The organism is Allobosea thiooxidans, from assembly GCF_900168195.1.
GTDB classification, from domain to species: Bacteria; Pseudomonadota; Alphaproteobacteria; order Rhizobiales; family Beijerinckiaceae; genus Allobosea; species Allobosea thiooxidans.
Genome location: NZ_FUYX01000003.1, coordinates 166,925 through 183,863 on the forward strand (window position 1 = coordinate 166,925; position 16,939 = coordinate 183,863).

The following is a 16,939-nucleotide window of genomic DNA, read 5'->3' on the forward strand; positions in this document are numbered from 1 at the left end:
TCAACGGAAGATCCTGAATCCATGGCACCGAGAATTCTCGTCACCGGCATACCGAGCCATCTCACCCGCCTCATCCAGAAGGCCGAGGGCGCCCAGGTCTTCTATTCGGAGAAGCAGCCACAGCCCGAGGGCAAGGAGGCCTTCCTCCGCGAGCTCAAGAACATCAGCAATACCGGCAACTACCTGATCGGCGAAGGCGCATTGCGGGCGCTCTCGCCGAACGCGACGCATATCCCGTTCTGGCACCTGTGGAACGCGGTCAACAACGGCACCGGCCTCGACACGATCAACGACCGCTTCGACATCTGCGTCTTCACCTGCGCCAACCTGCTGCGCAAGGGCCTGTCGGCCGATGCCGAGGCGCTCGTGCTGTCCAGGCTCGACATGCCGGTGGTGATGCTCGGCATCGGCATCCAGAACCGGCCCGATCTCGAGCAGTCCCTGCCCGAGGGCACGCAGCGCCTGCTGAAGGTGCTGAAGGAAAGGGAGCACTACTTCCTGACGCGCGGCGAGGAGACCGCTGCCTTCCTCAGGGATCAGGGCTTCTCCTTCGTCAGGCCGGTCGGCTGTCCCTCGCTCTATTTCATGCCGGCCAATGTGAAGAGCGCGCTGCGCCGGCTGCCGGACGTGAAGGTCGGCGAATGCCGCACCATCTTCACCGGATACATGGGCGCCGAGCTCGAGACGATCGGCGACATGAACGCCCTCTCCTCGGATGACGGACGCTCATCCTATGTGGTGCAGGACGAGCTGCTGCATTTCGACATGCAGGTCGAGCCGGATGCGGATGACCGCGTCTACGATTCCGCCTCGGGCCGGGTGATCGGGGACCTGACCTTCAAGGGCTCGGACGAGCTCAAGAAGAAGGTCGATGTCCACGCCTTCTTCGACACCAATCAGTGGCGGGCCTGGACCGCGTCGATGGACTTCGCCTTCGGCCGGCGCTTCCACGGCAATGTCATCGCGCTGCAGGCCGGCGTGCCGAGCCTGATCGTCGCGGTCGACGACCGCATGCGCGAGATGCTGAACTTTTCCGGGCTGCCGAAGCTCGAGGCCGCCGATTTCAACGGCGCCAACGATCGCGCGGCCTTCGTCGCCGACCACCTCGCCGCGATGAACATCCCGCGGATCATCGAGACCTATTCCGAGCGCGAGCGCAATTTCCGCTCGGTCTTGAACGAGATCGGCATCGCCTGAGGCTGGGCGAAGCCATTTCCCGCGAAGCGGACACCGGCGCGCGCGAAAAAAGCGATGAAACGAAGAGATAGAGCACTTCCGCGTTTCGGATAAGCGGGGAAGCGCTCTGGGCGAAAAACGGGGCTTAAGGGCAGACTGACATGCGGATTATGGTCACGGGCATCCCATCCTACCTGATGCGGACCGTCGAAAGCGTATCGGGGGCGACCGTCAGGCACCGCCCCTATTTCGAGGCGGTGCGAACCAAGAATGACCTGATCGCGCAGGTCAAGAAGATCGCCAACACCGGCAACTACCTGATCGGCGAAGGCGCCGCTCACAGCGTGCGCGGCCACGACGTCACCTATGTGCCGTTCTGGCACCTGGCGAACAGCGTCAATTCGCCGGAAACCTACGAGAAGCTGAACCAGAGCTTCGACCTGTGCCTGTTCGCCTCGGCCAATCTGCTGCGGCCGGGCTATGCAGCGACGACCGAATCCTTCGTGTTCGAGCGGCTGAACATGCCGATCGTGGTGATGGGCATCGGCATCCAGAAGAAGGAGAACCTCAAGGACGCCCTGCCCGAGGGCACGCGCCGCTTCCTCAACGTGCTCAAGAAGAAGGAGAGCTTCTTCCTGACGCGCGGCCATTTCACGGCCGATTTCCTCAAGGCCGAGGGCATGAACTATGTCCGCCCGACCGGCTGTCCGTCATTGTACTACGAGCCCGCGGCGATGAAGCGCTCGCTCAGCCACCTCGCCGATCCCGATCTCGCCGACGCGCAGAAGATCGCCTTCGGCGGCTATCTCGGCAGCGTGCCGGACACGATCGTCGACGCGCATGCGCTGCTGCGGCAGGACAGCATCGCGAGCTATGTCATCCAGGACGAGATCACGGTCTATAACCTCAACATCCTCGCCGAGGAGACGGACGACGCCTACGACCAGGCCGCCGGCCGCATCGTCGCCAAGACCGAGTACAAGCACGCCGAGAAATGGCAGCGGAACTGCGAGTTCCGCGTCTTCTTCGACACGCACAAATGGCGCAGCTGGGTGTCGGGGCAGGATTTCTGCTTCGGCCGCCGCTTCCACGGCTCGATCATCGGCATGCAGTCCGGCGTGCCCGCACTGATGATCGCCGTCGACGACCGCATGCGCGAGATGCTCGATTTCGTCGGCTTCCCCTATATCGAGGCGTCCGTCTGGAACCGCGAAGCGAAGAAGAAGGCCTTCCTGCAGGACTTCCTCTCCAAGATCGACGTCCCGGCCGCGATCCATCGCTACTCGGCCTGCGAGGAGAACTTCAACGCGGCGCTCAAGGATATCGGGATCCGCTGATGGCGGATTTTGCGCGCAGGGCCATGGGGCGGAGCTTGCATGCCGGTTGGCCGGCGGCGTGGCTCCGCCGCCTGATCCCGCTTGTCGCCGCGTCCGGCCTGGCGGTTGCGGCTCTCGCCGCACCCGCCGCTGCTCCGGCGCAGTTCGGCGTCAACCGCGTCAATCTCGCCTGGCTCGACGCTGCCGGCCGCGAGAAGGTGCTGGATCAGATCGCGCAGAGCGGCATCCGCTCGGTGCGGCTCTCCCTGACCAACCCGATGGATGCCAGCATCGACGCCGTACGGGTCGCCCATCAGAAGGGCCTCGCCATCCTGCTCGAGGTCTCGCTGAACAACGCCGCCCTCTATCCCAAGGGGACGAAGCCCCGCTCCGGCCGCGGCCGCATCTGGGACATGTATCGCCTCTCCGACATCTCGCCGGAGCTCTACCGGGCGACCTTGCGCGATGCCCTGCAGCGGATCGACAGCCTCGGCGTCCCCCTCATCGCCGTCGAGCCCGGCAACGAGATCAACTGGGGCGCCTATAACGGCGATCTGGAGATCAGGCCCGAAGCCAACACCCGCACGGCCCGCTCGCTCCGGGACGTGGCCGATCCGGATGGGCTCGCGCGCGGCGCGGCGAATTACGTCCAGCTGCTGAAGGTCACCCGCGCCGAACTGGCGAAGACGAGGCTCAGCGCCGGCGCCAAGGTCGTCTCGGCCGGACTCTCCGACATCCCGCCCGAACACGCCGACCGGCGCGGCATCGACAGCATCGACCCGGTGAGCTTCACCGCGCTCCTGCGCGAGCATGGGCTGGATCAAGCGGCCGACGGCTATGGCATCCATATCTATCCGGGCGGGGACCGCACCCCGGCCGCCCGCGAGCAGCATGTCGAGCAGGCCCTTTCGATCTGCCGCTCGCGTCCGGCCGAGGGCAAGCCCTGCTGGATCACCGAATGGGGCTTCGCCAACACCGCGAAGACCTGCCCCACCGACGACAGCCGCCGCGAACGCCTGGTCAAGGCGACCCGCGAGCGCTTCGCCGACCTCATGCGCGACGGCCGGATCGCCGCCGCCTTCTATTTCGACTGGGACGCGACGACCTATGGCATTTGGCGCTGCGGCGGGCTTTCTCCCGCCGGCCGGGCGGCGGTGACGCCGTGAAGACCCTGATCATCGGCGGTTCCAACACCGTCATGCAGCCCGGCTACCTTTCCTCGCTGCTCTCGGTGATGGCGCGGCGCGGCGTTGCGCTCGACATCGTCGCGGATCTCGCGGTCGGCGGCACGACCAGCGCCTTCGGCCTCTACCAGCTCAAGCTGCATGAGCAGGAGCTGGCCGATTGCGACCTGCTGCTGATCGAATATGCGCTCAACGACGCCTTCGTCTATGGCGACGAGCGGCGCCCGTTCCGGCACTGGGCCCGCTTCTACGAGGGCATCATCCGCTTCGCCCGCGAGCGCAATCCGAAGCTCAGGATCGCCACCCTCGTCTTCGGTGCCCGCAACGGCTCGTTCCTGACCTCGGTGCCCGCAATCGATGCGGGGATCGGCTATATCTCGCGCTGGTACGGGACGACCTGCATCGATGTCTCGCAACTGCTCATGCAGCGCCTCGGCCGCGAGGTCGTCGGCCATCCGAGCTTCTACTCCGATCAGGGCCATTATGCCCGGCCGGTCGCGACGACCGTCGTCGCCAACCTGATCGCCGATGAGCTGGAGCCGGCGCTTGCCGCGCCTCCGCGCCCCGCCGCGCTGCCGCCCGCGATCGATCCCGAGCATTTCGCCAATGCCCGCGCGCTCGACGGCACCTGGCTCGCCAAAAGACTCGGGAGACCTGTGGTGGAGTATGCCAACCGCCGCTTCTCCGTGTCGGCGCTGGACCTCGGACGGGAACGGCTGCGCTTCGACATCGAGAAGGGCATGCTGCTCGCCTTGAGCTATGTCTGCGAGCCGCGCACGCCGCCGCTCGATCTGCAAGGCGGCGACGAGGTGCATCGCGCCGCGCTGCTCAAGGGCGGCGTGCGCGACGGCACCTACAAGTTCCTGGTCTCGATGCTCAGCTTCGAGTTCCTCTATGGCCCGACGCTTCTCGACATGCAGCAGATGCGCACGCTGACCCTCTCCGGAGGGCTCGCCGCTGCCGGGCACAAGCTGCATGTGCCCAAGGACAGCGTCCGGCACGAGACCTTCCCAGCGGAGCCGGCCCTCCCCATCACCGGCATCCTCTTCACCGGAAACCTCAAGACCTGTGCCCTCGAAAAAGCCAGCCCGCCGCAGCCCGCGACATCCGATACGGTTTCCGCGCCATCAGCAGCTGCGCTGACCTAGGAGTTGTGTGGCGCGCGCGGATTGCCGAGGACAGCCGCAACCGGCGTCGTTCGATCCCTTATCGGCGAAACCCGTCGATCGAAAACGGTCTTGCATCGTAGGAATCCGCCTGTTAAACGTTTTACTGTAAAACGTTTAACAGGCGCCTGATGGACAATGGACGCGTAACGATCCGGGATGTCGCCGCCCGCGCGGGCGTGTCGATCGCCACGGTCTCGAACGTCTTCAGCGGCAACAAGCCGGTGAATGCCGATTTGCGCGAGCGCGTGCTGAAGGCGGCCGAGGAGCTCGCCTATCAGGTCGATCGGGCAGCCTCGCAACTGCGCTCGGGCCAGGCTCGCGTCGTCGGCGTCCTCGTGCCCGATCTCGACGACGTCTTCTTCACCTCGCTGGTCTCGCAGCTCGAGGTCCTCGCCGAGAGGGACGGCTACGATATCCTCGTCGCCAGCTCGCGCGACGATCTCGGGCTGGAGCAGTCGCGGCTGCGCACCCTGCTGGCCTGGCGCCCGTCGGGGCTGATCGCGGTGCCCTGCTCCGATGCGGTTCCGGAAGCGCTGCGTGGCGAGGTCGGGCGCCTTCCGATCGTCTTCGCCGACCGCGTGCCGCCCGAGGGCTCGATCGTCGACACGGTGGCGATCGACAACCGCGAGGCCGGCGAGATCGCCGCCCGACACCTTCTCGCCAAGGGCCATCGCGACATCCTCGTCGCCGCCTCGAGCCTCGCCATCTCGCCGATCCGCGAGCGCGTTCACGGCGCCTGCGACCTGATCAGGAGCGCGCTCGACCGCGAGCCGACCGTCGTCGAGCTCGGCTCGAATGCCGATCGCGGCGCGGCGACGTTCCGGCACTGGCTCGAACGCCACAAGCAGCCGAGCGCCGTCATCGCGCTCACCAACGTCACCACGTTGAGCACGCTCTCGGCCCTGGCGCGCCTACGGATCGATATTCCCGACCCGGTCTCGGTCGTCGGCTTCGACGATTATCCCTGGATGAGCGCCCGCAAGACCGGCCTGACCGCGATCCGCCAGCCGATCGCCGAGATGGCGGAGGCCGCCTGGAACCGCCTGCGTGCCCGCATGGCCGGGGACCGGACGCCGCCCACGCATTCCGTGATGCAGACCAGCCTGCAGGCCCGCGATTCCGTGCGCGATCTCGCCGCCATGGCCGAGCACGCCGGCAGCCGCGATCCCGACCCGCTTCCGAATCCGGAAAGGCCGGCCGCTTCGCGCAAGGCGGTGCACTGACGAAGACCGACTGCGGACGCCCAAGCGTCCGTGCCACCGGGCCGACAGAGCCTGGAGCGAAAGAAATACTGGAGGAAACGCGTGCAACTTCAACGAACGGCACGACTATTGCCGCTTCTTGCGCCGGTGCATCTGCTCATCCTGAGCGTGATCGTGCTGCCGTCGCTCTATGTCGTCTGGCTGAGCCTTAACACGTCGAGCTTCGGCCAGGCGCCGAGCTTCGTCGGCCTGCAGAACTACTGGCGCGTCCTGACCGACCCCGCCTTCCACAGCGCGCTGTGGAACACCGTCGTCCTCGTCGTCGTCGCCGTGCATCTGGAACTCGCCGTCGGCCTCGGCATGGCCCTGCTCTTCGCCAGCGGCCTGCCCTTCCGGCGCTTCCTGCTCGTCGCCGTGCTGGCGCCCTATGCCGTCAGCGAGGTCACGGCGGTGGTGATGTGGCGCTTCCTGTTCGATCCCGATGCCGGGCCGATCACGCTCGCACTCCGAGCGCTTCACCTGCCGACGCTCGACTGGTCCTTCGAGCCCTCGCACGCGATGATCCTGATCGGCCTTTTGACGATCTGGCTGCACCTGCCCTTCACCTTCGTTATCGTCTACGCCGCGCGCCTCGCCATTCCCGCCGAGCTCTACGAAGCCGCCCGGATCGACGGCGCGACCCGCTGGCAGGCCTTCCTGCGCGTGACCTTGCCGCTGCTCGGGCCGGCGATGCTGATCGCGCTGCTCTTCCGCTACATCTTCGCCTTCCGCCTGTTCTCGGAAGCCTGGCTCCTGACCAAGGGCGGGCCGGCGCGCTCGACCGAAGTCGTGGCGATCTACCTCTATCAGGAAGCCTTCAGCTTCAACGCCTTCGGTCCGGCCGCGGCCACCGCCTGGATCATGGTGCTGGCCTCGCTGCTGCTTGCCGGCGCCTATGTCTTCCTGCTCAAGCGCGGAGGTGTCGCCCATGCGCACTGAACGCGCCCTGGTCGGGCTGGGCAAGGCGCTCGCAGTCCTCGCGATCCTGTTCTGGTCGCTGTTCCCGATCCTGTTCATCGCGATGTCCTCGCTGAAGCCGGGGCAGGACATCTTCGCGGTGCCGCCGAAATGGCTGTTCACCCCGACCTTCAAGCACTACGCCGAGCTCTGGCGCTCCTGGGGCGTCTTCTTCGAGGGGCTGCTCAACAGCCTGCTGATCACGGTAGGCGCGACGCTGCTCGCCATCGTCGCCAGCGCCTGCGCCGGCTATGTCTACTCGCGCAATTCCGGTCGCTGGCTCGGGGCGAGCCTGCTCGGGCTCATCATCGTCAGGCTGATCCCACCGATCGTCGTGACGCTGCCGCTCTTCCCGATCGTGAACTGGCTCGGGCTCAGCGACACCCATCTCGTGCTGATCCTGCTCTACGCCACCTTCTTCGTCTCGCTCGGCACGGTGCTGATGCGCACCTTCATGGACCAGATCCCGCGCGAGCTCGACGAGGCCGCATCGATGGACGGCGCCAGCCGCCTGACCATCCTGCGCAAGGTCATCGCGCCGCTGGCTATGCCGGGCGTGCTCGCCGTCGCGGTCTTCGTCATCGTCTTCTCCTGGAACGAGTTCCTCTTCGCCTTCATCTTCACCGCGACCAAGGCCAAGACCGCGCCTCTCGTGATCTCCGAGATGATCGGCTCCATCGACGGGGTCGATTGGGGGATCCTCTTCGCCGCCGCGACGGTGCAGCTCGTGCCGGTCCTCATCTTCGTCGTCTTCATGAACCGCTACCTCGTGGCCGGCCTCACCGCCGGTTCGACGAAGGGGTAGCCAACCACACAAAAAGAGGGAGGAAGCCATGTCGAACAAGCCTGAAACCAAGCTCACCCGCCGCACCTTCGTCGCCGGTTCCGCCGGTGTCGCCGCCACGCTTGCGATCGGCCCCGCGCTCGCGGCCGGCAAGACGCTGAACGTGCTCAGCCACAAGGTCCACCAGACCGTGCTCGGCAGCGGCGATGGCGACCTGATGGCGGGCTGGTGCAAGGCCAATGACGCCGAGATCGCCTTCACCACCTTCGATTCCAACCCGCTGCAGGACCGGCTCTTCCGCGAGGCCAGCCTGAAGGAGACCGAGTACGGCGTCGGCTATCTCATCGACAACCGGCCGACCTCGCAGATCGCCGCCCTGTTCGAGCCGCTCGACGCCTATCAGAAGCAGGATGCGATCGAGGATTTCGGCGATATCGCGCCCGGCCTCGTGCAGGGCATGACCGTCGACGGGAAGCTGATCGGCATCCCCGTCCGCCACGCGACGCAAGGCCTGTTCTACAATGAGGCGCTGCTGGAGGAGGCCGGCATCTCCGCCCCGCCGACGACGCTGGAAGAGCTGATCGAGCAGGCCAAGAAAACGACCTTCACCTCCAAGGCCGGCACGCCGGTGACCGGCATGGTGCTGGCAAGCGACCTCGCCGTCTTCCCGGTGATGTTCGCCCGCGCCTATGGCGGCGACTTCATCGGCCCCGACCTCAAGCTGGTGCCGAACCGCGAAGCGCTGGAGCAGGGCCTGGCCGCCCTGCGCGGCATGTTCGAGGCCGGCAGCCTGCCGCGCAGCTATGCCACGACCAAGAACGACGATCAGGTGACCTGGCTGCAGCAGGGCCGCGCCGCCTTCACCGTCCTGCCCTTCGCGCGGGGCGCGCAGCTCAACAATGCCGAACAGAGCAAGTTCCCCGGCAAGATCAAGGCCGTGCCCTTCCCCGGCGCCAAGGCGATCCAGGGCAAGATGCCGATGGCTTCCGTCGTCGAGGCCTGGGCGATGTCGATCCCGAAGAACGCCAAGGACAAGGCGCTGGCCTGGAGCTTCATCAAGGAGGTTTCCAGCAAGCGCGTGACGCTCGGCATGGCGCTCAACGGCAACGGCCCGGTGCGGGTCTCGACCTATGCCGACGAGAAGCTGAAGGCCGGCAATGCGCTCGCCGCCGTGGAGGCCAAGGTCCTTTCGACAGCGCGCGGCGCCTTCCCTCCCTTCCCGGAGGCCGCCCGCGCCCAGGCGACCTTCCTCGAGGAGGTCCAGCTCGCCGTGCTCGGCCGCAAGCCGGTCAAGGACGCCGTCTCCGCCATCATCGAACGCGTCAAGCCGATGATGCCGGCCTGATTGATCTTCTGACCTGTGGGGCGCCGCCCCGCAGGCGCCCGCTCCATTCGTTGCACCTTGAAGGATCTCCGCCATGTCGACCGCCGCGACCCGCTTCATCGAGGAGCCGGCCCGCTCCATCCCCGTCTCCGCCGAATATGATGTGCTCGTCGTCGGCGGAGGCCCCTCGGGCATCACCGCCGCCCTGGCAGCCGCCGAGGACGGCCTGCGCGTCGGGCTGATCGAGAGCCGCAGCTTCGTCGGCGGCAACATGACGATCGGCCTGCCGGTGCTCGGCTTCCTCGGCCAGAAGGGCAACCAGATCATCGACGGGCTGCCGCAGAAATTCATCGAGCGGCTGCGCAAGGAGCGTGACGGCGCAAGCGAGCACCGGCCCTGCCCGCTCCACATGGGCATCACGCTGGTCGAGCCGGAGGCGGTGAAGACGGTCGCGCTGGAGATGCTGACCGAGGCCGGCGTGGATGTGCTTTTCTACACCTTCTTCGCCGGCGCGCTGGTCGAGAACGACACGATCCGCGGCGTGATCACCGAGAGCAAGAGCGGCCGCACCGCGCTCCTCGCCAAGGTCGTGATCGATTGCAGCGGCGATGCCGATGTCGCCTATAGCGCCGGGGTGCCGACCGAGAAGGGCAATGCCGATGGCGGCATGCAGCCGCCGACGCTGATGTTCTGCCTCGCCGGCGTCGATACCGATGCGCTCCGGCTCTCGATCGCCAACGCGCCTCCGGCCGCGCGCACCTATCTCACCGACTTCATCCCGGCCGAATATTTCGGCCAGAACCACCAGTTCATCGTCGTCGGCCTGCGCGAACTGATGGCCAAGGCCAAGGCCGAGCGCGGCCTCAAGATCCCGAACGAGCGCACGATCATCATCACGGGCCTGAAGAAGGGCGAGGTCTGGATCAACATGACCCGCGTCAAGGGCACGGACGGGACCGATGCCCGCAGCCTGACCAAGGGCGAGATCGAGGGCCGCGCCCAGATCGACGACATCGTCACCTATCTCGTCAATTACGTGCCGGGCTTCGAGAAGGCCTATTTCACCAAGACCGCACCCTTCCTCGGCATCCGCGAGACGCGCCGCATCCTCGGCCAATATGTGATGACGCAGGAGGACGTGCTCGCCTGCACGCATTTCGACGACGCGATCGCGGTCGCGAGCTATCCGATCGACATCCACCGCCCGGCCGACGATGGCTGCACGCTGATCTGGTGCGGCGACTGCTACGACATTCCCTATCGCTCGCTGGTGCCGCAGAAGATCGGCAACCTGCTGGTCGCAGGTCGCAGCATCTCCGCGACGCATGAGGCCATGGGCGCGATCCGCGTCATGGCGACCTGCATGGCGATGGGCGAGGCCGCCGGCCGCGCCGCCAAGATCTCGGTGCGCGGCAACCGGCCCCCGGCCGATATCGATGTCGGGGAACTGCGCCGCCAGCAGCTCGAGCACGGCGTCTACCTGCGCAACCCCGACGGCACCCGCGCCGGGCCGCCGAACCGCGCCGCGGCCTGAGATGGCCGGGCACTTCATCGGCATCGATGTCGGCACCGGCAGCGCCCGGGCCGGCATCTTCGACCGGACCGGGCGGATGCTCGCGACGGCGAAGCGCGACATTGCGCTCTATCGCGACGGCCCCGACATTGCCGAGCAGTCGAGCGCAAACATCTGGCAGGCGGTCTGCGCCGGCGTGCGCGAAGCGATGGCCCAGGCGGGTCTGGCGCCAGGCGATATCGCCGGCATCGGCTTCGATGCAACCTGTTCGCTGGTCGTGCTCGGGCCGGACGGCGCGTCACTGCCGGTGGGGCCGCATGGCGATGCGAACCGCGACATCATCGTCTGGATGGATCATCGCGCGCTCGGTCAAGCCGAACGCATCAACGCGAAGCAACATCCGGTCCTTGCCTATGTCGGCGGCACGATCTCGCCCGAGATGGAAACGCCGAAACTGCTCTGGCTCAAGGAGCACCTGCCCGCGACCTATGACGCCGCCTGGCAGTTCTTCGACCTGCCGGATTTCCTGACCTGGCGCGCGACCGGCTCGCTGGCGCGCTCGACCTGCACGGTCACCTGCAAATGGACCTATCTCGCCCATGAGGGGCGCTGGGACGCGAGCTACTTCCGGCAGATCGGCCTCACCGATCTCGCCGATGATGGTTTCGTCCGGATTGGCACCGAGATCGTGCCGGGCGGTACCGCGCTCGGCAACGGACTCACGGAGCAGGCCGCTGCCGAGCTCGGCCTGAAGCCCGGCACCGCCGTCGCGGCCGGCCTGATCGACGCCCATGCCGGCGGCGTCGGCTCGGTCGGCGTGCGCTCCCCGCACGGCACGGCGCTGACCCGCATGGCCTATGTCTTCGGCACCTCGGCCTGCACCATGGCAAGCAGCCGCGAGCCGATCTTCATCCCGGGTGTCTGGGGACCTTACTACGCGGCGATGGCACCGGGGCTCTGGCTCAACGAGGGCGGCCAGTCCGGTGCGGGCGCCGCCATCGACCAGCTGATCGGCTTTCACCCTGCCGCCCCGGAGGCGCAGCGCAGCGCCACGGCGCAGGGCCTCTCGCTGCCTGACTGGCTCGCTGCGCGCGCCGCGCAACATGTCGCCAAAGCTTCGGAGGCGGTGCATCTCGCCGGCGATCTCATCGTCGTACCGGACTTCCTCGGCAACCGCTCGCCCCATGCCGATCCGCAGGCACGGGCCGTGATCGCCGGGCTGGGGATGGAGCAGGATCTCGACCATCTCGTCGCACTCTATGTCGCCGGGCTCACCGGCATCGGCTACGGGCTGCGCCAGATCATCGCGGCCAGCCGGGCGAAGGGGGCGACGATCGAGGCGATCGTGCTCAGCGGCGGCGCCGGCCGCCAGCCGCTGATCCGGCAATTGCTGGCGGACTGTTCCGGACTGCCGGTGCTCGTCCCCGACGACGTCGATCCCGTGCTTCTCGGCTCGGCCATGCTGGCCGCGAGCGCAGCCGGCGCCTTCCCCGGCCTTGGCGAAGCGATGACCGCGATGGCGCCGGGGGCTGCCGTCTTCACCCCTGCCGGCGGCGAGATCGCCGAATGGCATGCCCGACGCCTCGCCGCCTTCGAGACGCTGCAGGTAGCCGCGCGCCAGGCAAGGGGGCTGATGCACCCGGCCCGACCTCAAGCCGTATCGGAGACCCCGACGTGACCCAGGAACTGACCGGAAAAACCGCAGCGATCACCGGCGCGGCCTCGGGGATCGGGCTGGCCTGCGCGAAGCGGCTGCTGGCCGCTGGGGCGCGCGTGGCCCTTGTCGATCGTGACGGCGAGGCTCTCGCGGTGGCGTGCAAATCCCTCGGCAGCGAAGCCATTCCGCTCGTCGTCGACCTGACGGATCCCGCCTCCGTCGCCGGCATGCTGCCGCAGATCCTCGACAAGGCCGGCCCGCTCGACATCTTCCATGCCAATGCCGGCGCCTATGTCGGTGGCCCGGTGAGCGAGGGCGATCCCGATGCCTGGGACCGCATGCTGAATCTCAACGTCAACGCCGTCTTCCGCAGCATCCATGCCGTGCTGCCGCACATGATTGAGCGCAAGACCGGCGACATCCTCGTCACCAGCTCGGTTGCCGGCGTGGTTCCGGTGGTGTGGGAACCGGTCTACACGGCCTCGAAACATGCGGTGCAGGCCTTCGTCCATACGCTGCGCCGGCAGGTGATCCCCCATGGCCTGCGTGTGGGGGCGGTGCTGCCCGGCCCCGTCGTCACGGCCCTGATCGCCGACTGGCCGCAGGAGAAGCTCGACGCCGAGCGCGCCCGCGGCGGGCTCATCGAGCCGGAGGAGGTGGCGGAAGCGGTGCACTTCATGCTGACGCGCCCGCGCAATGTCACGATCCGCGACCTCGTCATCCTGCCGCAGAGCACGGATCTTTGAGGTGCACCAGGCAAAGACCGGCGTCGAATAGCACTGTATCGCCCCGGCAAGCCGATGCAGAACGCCCTTGTCGAGAGCTTCAGCAGGCGCTTCCGGAGCGAGTGCCTAAGCGCCACGCTGTTCTCGACGCTCGCCGAGGCCCGTAGCGCTGCCTCCCCTTCCGCCAGCGTTTCCCGATCTCGGCCCCTCAGGCTTCCGCATCCGCGCTAATCCAGCAATCTGCGCTCCAGCGCGACGTCGACGCAGCCTTGGATGTGGCCGTGCAGCAGGCGCCGCCCCTCGTCCGCGTCGCGGCGCAGTGCGCAATCGAGGAGCGCGCGGTGCTCGCCGATCGAGGTCGGCCCCCAGAAGATGAAGAAGACCATCTGGTAGCGCAGATAGCGCTCGTAGATCCCGGCATGGAGATCGAGCAGCGCCTTCGAGCCGCAGGCCGAGACCAGCGCTTGATGGAATTCGAAATCGTAGCGCTTCCATTGCATCGTGCCGGAATCGTCCCCGGCCAGCAGCCGCTCCTCCATCCGGGCGAGCTTGTGGTGGGCTGCGACGACGCGCCCCTCCCATTCCATGTCGCCGGCCGCGAAGGACTGCGCGAGAGCATGACTCTCGATCAGCAACCGCAGCTCGGCGAGCTCCGCCAGTTCGCTCGCCGTGCAGGGCGCCACCTGGAAACCGCGCTGGCCTTCGGCGACGACGAGCCCCTCCGGAACCAGGCGGCTCAGGATCTCGCGCAATGTGCTGATGCCTACGCCATAAACGGGGCGCAGCTTGTCCAGCGTCAGCCTCTGCCCCGGCTGCAGCCGCCCGAACACGATATCCTGCCGGATGCGCTCATAGGCCTGCTCGCCGGTCGAAAGCGCGGCGACTTCTTCGCCGCCCCCATCTGCTGCTGCGTCCGCCATCCCGCCTCGCCTCGCCTGGAGCCCCAAGCCTAAGGCACCTGTCCTTTCGAGCCAACAGGAAAAGCGGCGCATTCCCGTAACAGCAGACGATCCTAAAATTATCAGTTGATTTGTAGTTACCCCTCGATAAGATGCCGACACAAGAAGCAGGCGGAGCCGTCAACTCCGTCGCGAACGGTACCGGGAGGACATCATGGTGGCGGGCGAGAAGCCGGCAGCCCGGCGCGGCTGCATCTACATCCTGAACGGCCCGAACCTGAACCTGCTCGGTCAGCGCGAACCGGCCGTCTATGGCAGCACGACCCTGGCGCAGATCCGGGAGCGCTGTGAGGCCAAGGCGAAATCGCTCGGCTTCACCGTCGATTTCCGCCAGACCAATTTCGAGGGCGAGCTCGTCGAAAGCGTGCAGCAGGCCCGGCAGGAAGCTTGTGGGATCATCATCAACCCCGCCGGCTACAGCTTCACCTCGGTCGCCCTGCTCGACGCGCTGAAGATGTTCGAGCGTCCCAAGATCGAGCTGCACATCTCGAATGTGCATGCGCGCGAGAGCATCTACCACAACTCGCTCGTCTCGCGGACGGCGACGGGGATCATCGTCGGGATGGGCGCCGCCGGATATGAGCTCGCGATCCAGGCGATGGCCGGCCTGGTGGACGCCTGACGATGGCCGCCGGGGCCGATGTCAGGCTCGATGGCCAGCGGCAGAGGCGATCAGCGGCGCAGCATCCGCAGCACGGTGTCGATCGCGCTCTCCCGGCGACGGGCCAGAGCTTCCGGCGCACCCATGTCGTGGCCGAAGACCTGGCGGATGCTGGCGCGGTTCGAGACGTTGTAGAAGGCCAGCGCGCTGATCGTCAGATGGATGTCGATCGGCTCGATCCCCGGACGGAAAACCCCGGATGCGACACCGCGCCCATAGGCCTCGCGGATCACGTCGATCCCCGAGAGGTTGAGGGTGGCGATCCGGTCGGAGGTCGCGAGATGCCGGCCGTGATGGATGTTCTCGATCATCACCATCCGGACGAAATCCGGGTTCTCGGCATGGTAGTCGAAGGTGAATCCGGTCAGCCGCGCCATCGCCTCCTCCGGCTCAAGGCTGGCGAGGTCGAGACCACGCTCGAAGGCGCGGATGCGCTCGTACATCTCCTCGAGGACGGCGCGGTAAAGCCCCTCCTTGTCTCCGAAATAGTAGTAGATCATCCGCTTGCTGGTGGCGGTACGGGCCGCGATCTCGTCGACGCGGGCGCCGCTCAGCCCGTTCTCGACGAATTCCAGCCGTGCCGCATCGAGGATGCTGCGCCGCACCCCTTCCGGATCCTGCGTCCAGGACGCCGATCTGCGCCCTGCCCCGCGCGGCCGGATCGCTGCCTTGCTCATGCTTCACCTCGGGCGCCGCATTCCGCAGCGTTCGATTTCGACGTCAATTGGACAAGGCGGTTAATTCCGCTTGACCAAATGGACTAACCGGTACAATTAACACGTGGCGATCCCGGCGCAAGCCGGCGAGCCGCCGCAAAGGCCCTCGGAGAAGGGCCGCATATACAAGACGGGACCCGGATCGACCCCACCAAGAAGGTCGGCCGTTCAGGGAAGCGCCATGAACTACAAGCTGGATTTCACGCCCGTCATCGACGGGCTGCCCGATCTGCTCTGGGGCTGCCTGGGCACCTTCCTGCTGGCGCTCAGCGGCATGGCGCTGGCCATCGTCATCGGCATCGGCGGCGTGATCCTGCGCGACTCGCGCTTCGCCCCGGCGCGCTGGCTGGTGAAGGCCTTCGTCGAGCTGATCCGCAACACGCCCTTCCTGGTCCAGATCTTCTTCATCTATTTCGCGCTGCCGCTGGCGGGCCTCAGGCTCGATCCGACTCCGACCGCTATCATCGCGCTCGGCATCAATGGCGGCGCCTATGCCATCGAGATCATCCGCGGCGGCGTGCAGTCGATCGGCAAGGGCCAGATCGAGGCGGGACTGGCGCTCGGCCTGCACAAGGCGCAGGTCTTCCGGCTGATCGTGCTGAAGCCGGCGCTGCGGGCGATCTTTCCCTCACTCACAAGCCAGTTCGTGCTGCTGACGCTGACCACCAGCGTTGCCTCGGCGATCTCGGCCTATGAGCTGACCTCGGTGGCGCAGCGGATCGAATCCGACAGTTTCCGCTCCTTCGAGGTCTACGGCACGATCACGCTGTTCTACCTCGCGATCTCCTGGGTGATGATGCGCTTCTTCGCGCTGATCTCGGCCCGCTACTTCAGCTATCCGGTGAAGTGAGGGCGCGATGGGCTGGAACGAATTCCTCTTCCTCCTCACCGGTCTGAAATGGACCGTGGCGCTCTCGGCCATCGGCTTCGTCGGCGGCGGCCTGTTCGGGCTCGGCGTCGCGCTGCTGCGCACCTCCGGCATCGCGCCGGCGGAGCGCGTCACCGCCGGCTACATCGCGCTGTTCCAGGGCACGCCGCTGCTGATGCAGCTCTTCGTGGTCTATTACGGCCTCGCCCTGATCGGGCTGAAGCTCGATGCCTGGGTCGCGGTCGCGATCGGCTTCACGCTCCATGCCAGCGCCTATCTCGGCGAGATCTGGCGCGGCTCGATCGAGGCCGTGCCGAAAGGCCAGACCGAGGCGGCGAAGGCGCTGAGCCTGCACTACGTCTCGCGGATGAAGGACGTCATCCTGCCGCAGGCGATCCGCATCTCGCTGCCGGCGACGATCGGCTTCCTGGTCCAGCTGATCAAGGGCACGTCGCTCGCGGCCATCGTCGGCTTCACCGAGCTGACGCGGGCCGGCAACATCGTCTCCAACCAGATCTTCCAGCCGCTCCTCGTCTTCGGGATCGTCGGCATCCTCTACTTCCTGCTGTGCTGGCCGCTTTCGCTCTACGGCTCGCATCTGGAGCGCCGCATGGCGATCGCCTCACGCTGAGCAGACCCGGTTCAACGCCTAGACCAACCACCAAAGAAAGAGGGAGAGAAACATGACC

16 protein-coding genes and 1 pseudogene are annotated in these 16,939 nt (G+C 66.7%); 15 read left to right on the forward strand and 2 right to left on the reverse strand.

The genetic code is table 11. The features are described 5' to 3' along the window. The first annotated feature begins 21 nt into the window (after positions 1-21). From B5Y19_RS06670 to B5Y19_RS26415, 12 genes and pseudogenes are all read left to right on the forward strand, one after another. The gene (locus B5Y19_RS06670; RefSeq protein WP_055726947.1) at positions 22-1,197 is read left to right on the forward strand and encodes a polysaccharide pyruvyl transferase family protein; all 1,176 of its coding nucleotides are present in this window, start codon (positions 22-24) and stop codon (positions 1,195-1,197) included. Between the two features lie 140 nt (positions 1,198-1,337). Further along, positions 1,338-2,513, forward strand: a complete 1,176-nt coding sequence (locus tag B5Y19_RS06675; RefSeq protein ID WP_055726946.1) for a polysaccharide pyruvyl transferase family protein — start codon at positions 1,338-1,340, stop codon at positions 2,511-2,513. Continuing rightward, positions 2,513-3,658, forward strand: a complete 1,146-nt coding sequence (locus B5Y19_RS06680; RefSeq protein WP_244555505.1) for a glycoside hydrolase — start codon at positions 2,513-2,515, stop codon at positions 3,656-3,658. The genes B5Y19_RS06675 and B5Y19_RS06680 overlap by 1 nt, the downstream gene beginning before the upstream one ends. After that, positions 3,655-4,824 (forward strand): SGNH/GDSL hydrolase family protein, encoded by a 1,170-nt coding sequence (locus B5Y19_RS06685; protein WP_244555506.1) that lies wholly within the window; start codon positions 3,655-3,657, stop codon positions 4,822-4,824. The genes B5Y19_RS06680 and B5Y19_RS06685 overlap by 4 nt, the downstream gene beginning before the upstream one ends. 149 nt (positions 4,825-4,973) lie before the next feature. Next, positions 4,974-6,068, forward strand: a complete 1,095-nt coding sequence (locus tag B5Y19_RS06690; protein ID WP_055726945.1) for a LacI family DNA-binding transcriptional regulator — start codon at positions 4,974-4,976, stop codon at positions 6,066-6,068. Positions 6,069-6,149: 81 nt separating this feature from the next. Continuing rightward, positions 6,150-7,025, forward strand: a complete 876-nt coding sequence (locus tag B5Y19_RS06695) for a carbohydrate ABC transporter permease (protein WP_055726944.1) — start codon at positions 6,150-6,152, stop codon at positions 7,023-7,025. After that, positions 7,015-7,848: a carbohydrate ABC transporter permease gene (locus B5Y19_RS06700; protein ID WP_055726943.1), complete on the forward strand. Its 834-nt coding sequence runs from the start codon at positions 7,015-7,017 to the stop codon at positions 7,846-7,848. Before B5Y19_RS06695 ends, B5Y19_RS06700 begins: the two co-directional genes overlap by 11 nt. Before the next feature lie 28 nt (positions 7,849-7,876). Further along, the gene (locus B5Y19_RS06705) at positions 7,877-9,172 is read left to right on the forward strand and encodes an ABC transporter substrate-binding protein (RefSeq protein WP_055726942.1); all 1,296 of its coding nucleotides are present in this window, start codon (positions 7,877-7,879) and stop codon (positions 9,170-9,172) included. Positions 9,173-9,245: 73 nt separating this feature from the next. Continuing rightward, a complete protein-coding gene (locus tag B5Y19_RS06710; protein ID WP_055726941.1) occupies positions 9,246-10,685 on the forward strand; it encodes an FAD-dependent oxidoreductase in 1,440 nt (479 codons plus the stop codon). A 1-nt stretch (position 10,686) separates the two neighbouring features. Further along, positions 10,687-12,342 (forward strand): FGGY-family carbohydrate kinase, encoded by a 1,656-nt coding sequence (locus B5Y19_RS06715; RefSeq protein ID WP_055726940.1) that lies wholly within the window; start codon positions 10,687-10,689, stop codon positions 12,340-12,342. Next, complete coding sequence (locus B5Y19_RS06720; protein WP_055726939.1) at positions 12,339-13,067, forward strand: SDR family oxidoreductase; 729 nt, start codon at positions 12,339-12,341, stop codon at positions 13,065-13,067. The genes B5Y19_RS06715 and B5Y19_RS06720 overlap by 4 nt, the downstream gene beginning before the upstream one ends. A 15-nt stretch (positions 13,068-13,082) precedes the next feature. After that, a pseudogene (locus B5Y19_RS26415) lies at positions 13,083-13,217 on the forward strand (integrase core domain-containing protein); the annotation flags it as partial. A 56-nt stretch (positions 13,218-13,273) separates the two neighbouring features. Here the strand turns inward: B5Y19_RS26415 and B5Y19_RS06730 are convergent. After that, positions 13,274-13,966 (reverse strand): GntR family transcriptional regulator, encoded by a 693-nt coding sequence (locus B5Y19_RS06730; protein ID WP_055726938.1) that lies wholly within the window; start codon positions 13,964-13,966, stop codon positions 13,274-13,276. 193 nt (positions 13,967-14,159) lie between these two features. Here B5Y19_RS06730 and aroQ point away from each other — a divergent pair, with 193 nt between their 5' ends. After that, the gene (gene aroQ, locus B5Y19_RS06735; RefSeq protein WP_055726937.1) at positions 14,160-14,627 is read left to right on the forward strand and encodes a type II 3-dehydroquinate dehydratase; all 468 of its coding nucleotides are present in this window, start codon (positions 14,160-14,162) and stop codon (positions 14,625-14,627) included. 50 nt (positions 14,628-14,677) lie between these two features. On the opposite strand, the gene B5Y19_RS06740 is transcribed toward aroQ, so the two are convergent. Continuing rightward, positions 14,678-15,343: a TetR/AcrR family transcriptional regulator gene (locus B5Y19_RS06740; protein ID WP_055726936.1), complete on the reverse strand. Its 666-nt coding sequence runs from the start codon at positions 15,341-15,343 to the stop codon at positions 14,678-14,680. 220 nt (positions 15,344-15,563) lie between these two features. Between B5Y19_RS06740 and B5Y19_RS06745 the strand changes: the two genes are divergently transcribed. Then, positions 15,564-16,232, forward strand: a complete 669-nt coding sequence (locus B5Y19_RS06745; protein ID WP_055726935.1) for an amino acid ABC transporter permease — start codon at positions 15,564-15,566, stop codon at positions 16,230-16,232. Between the two features lie 7 nt (positions 16,233-16,239). Continuing rightward, entirely contained in the window at positions 16,240-16,881 is a 642-nt protein-coding gene (locus tag B5Y19_RS06750; RefSeq protein ID WP_055726934.1) for an amino acid ABC transporter permease, read from the forward strand. The last annotated feature ends 58 nt before the right edge of the window (positions 16,882-16,939 follow it).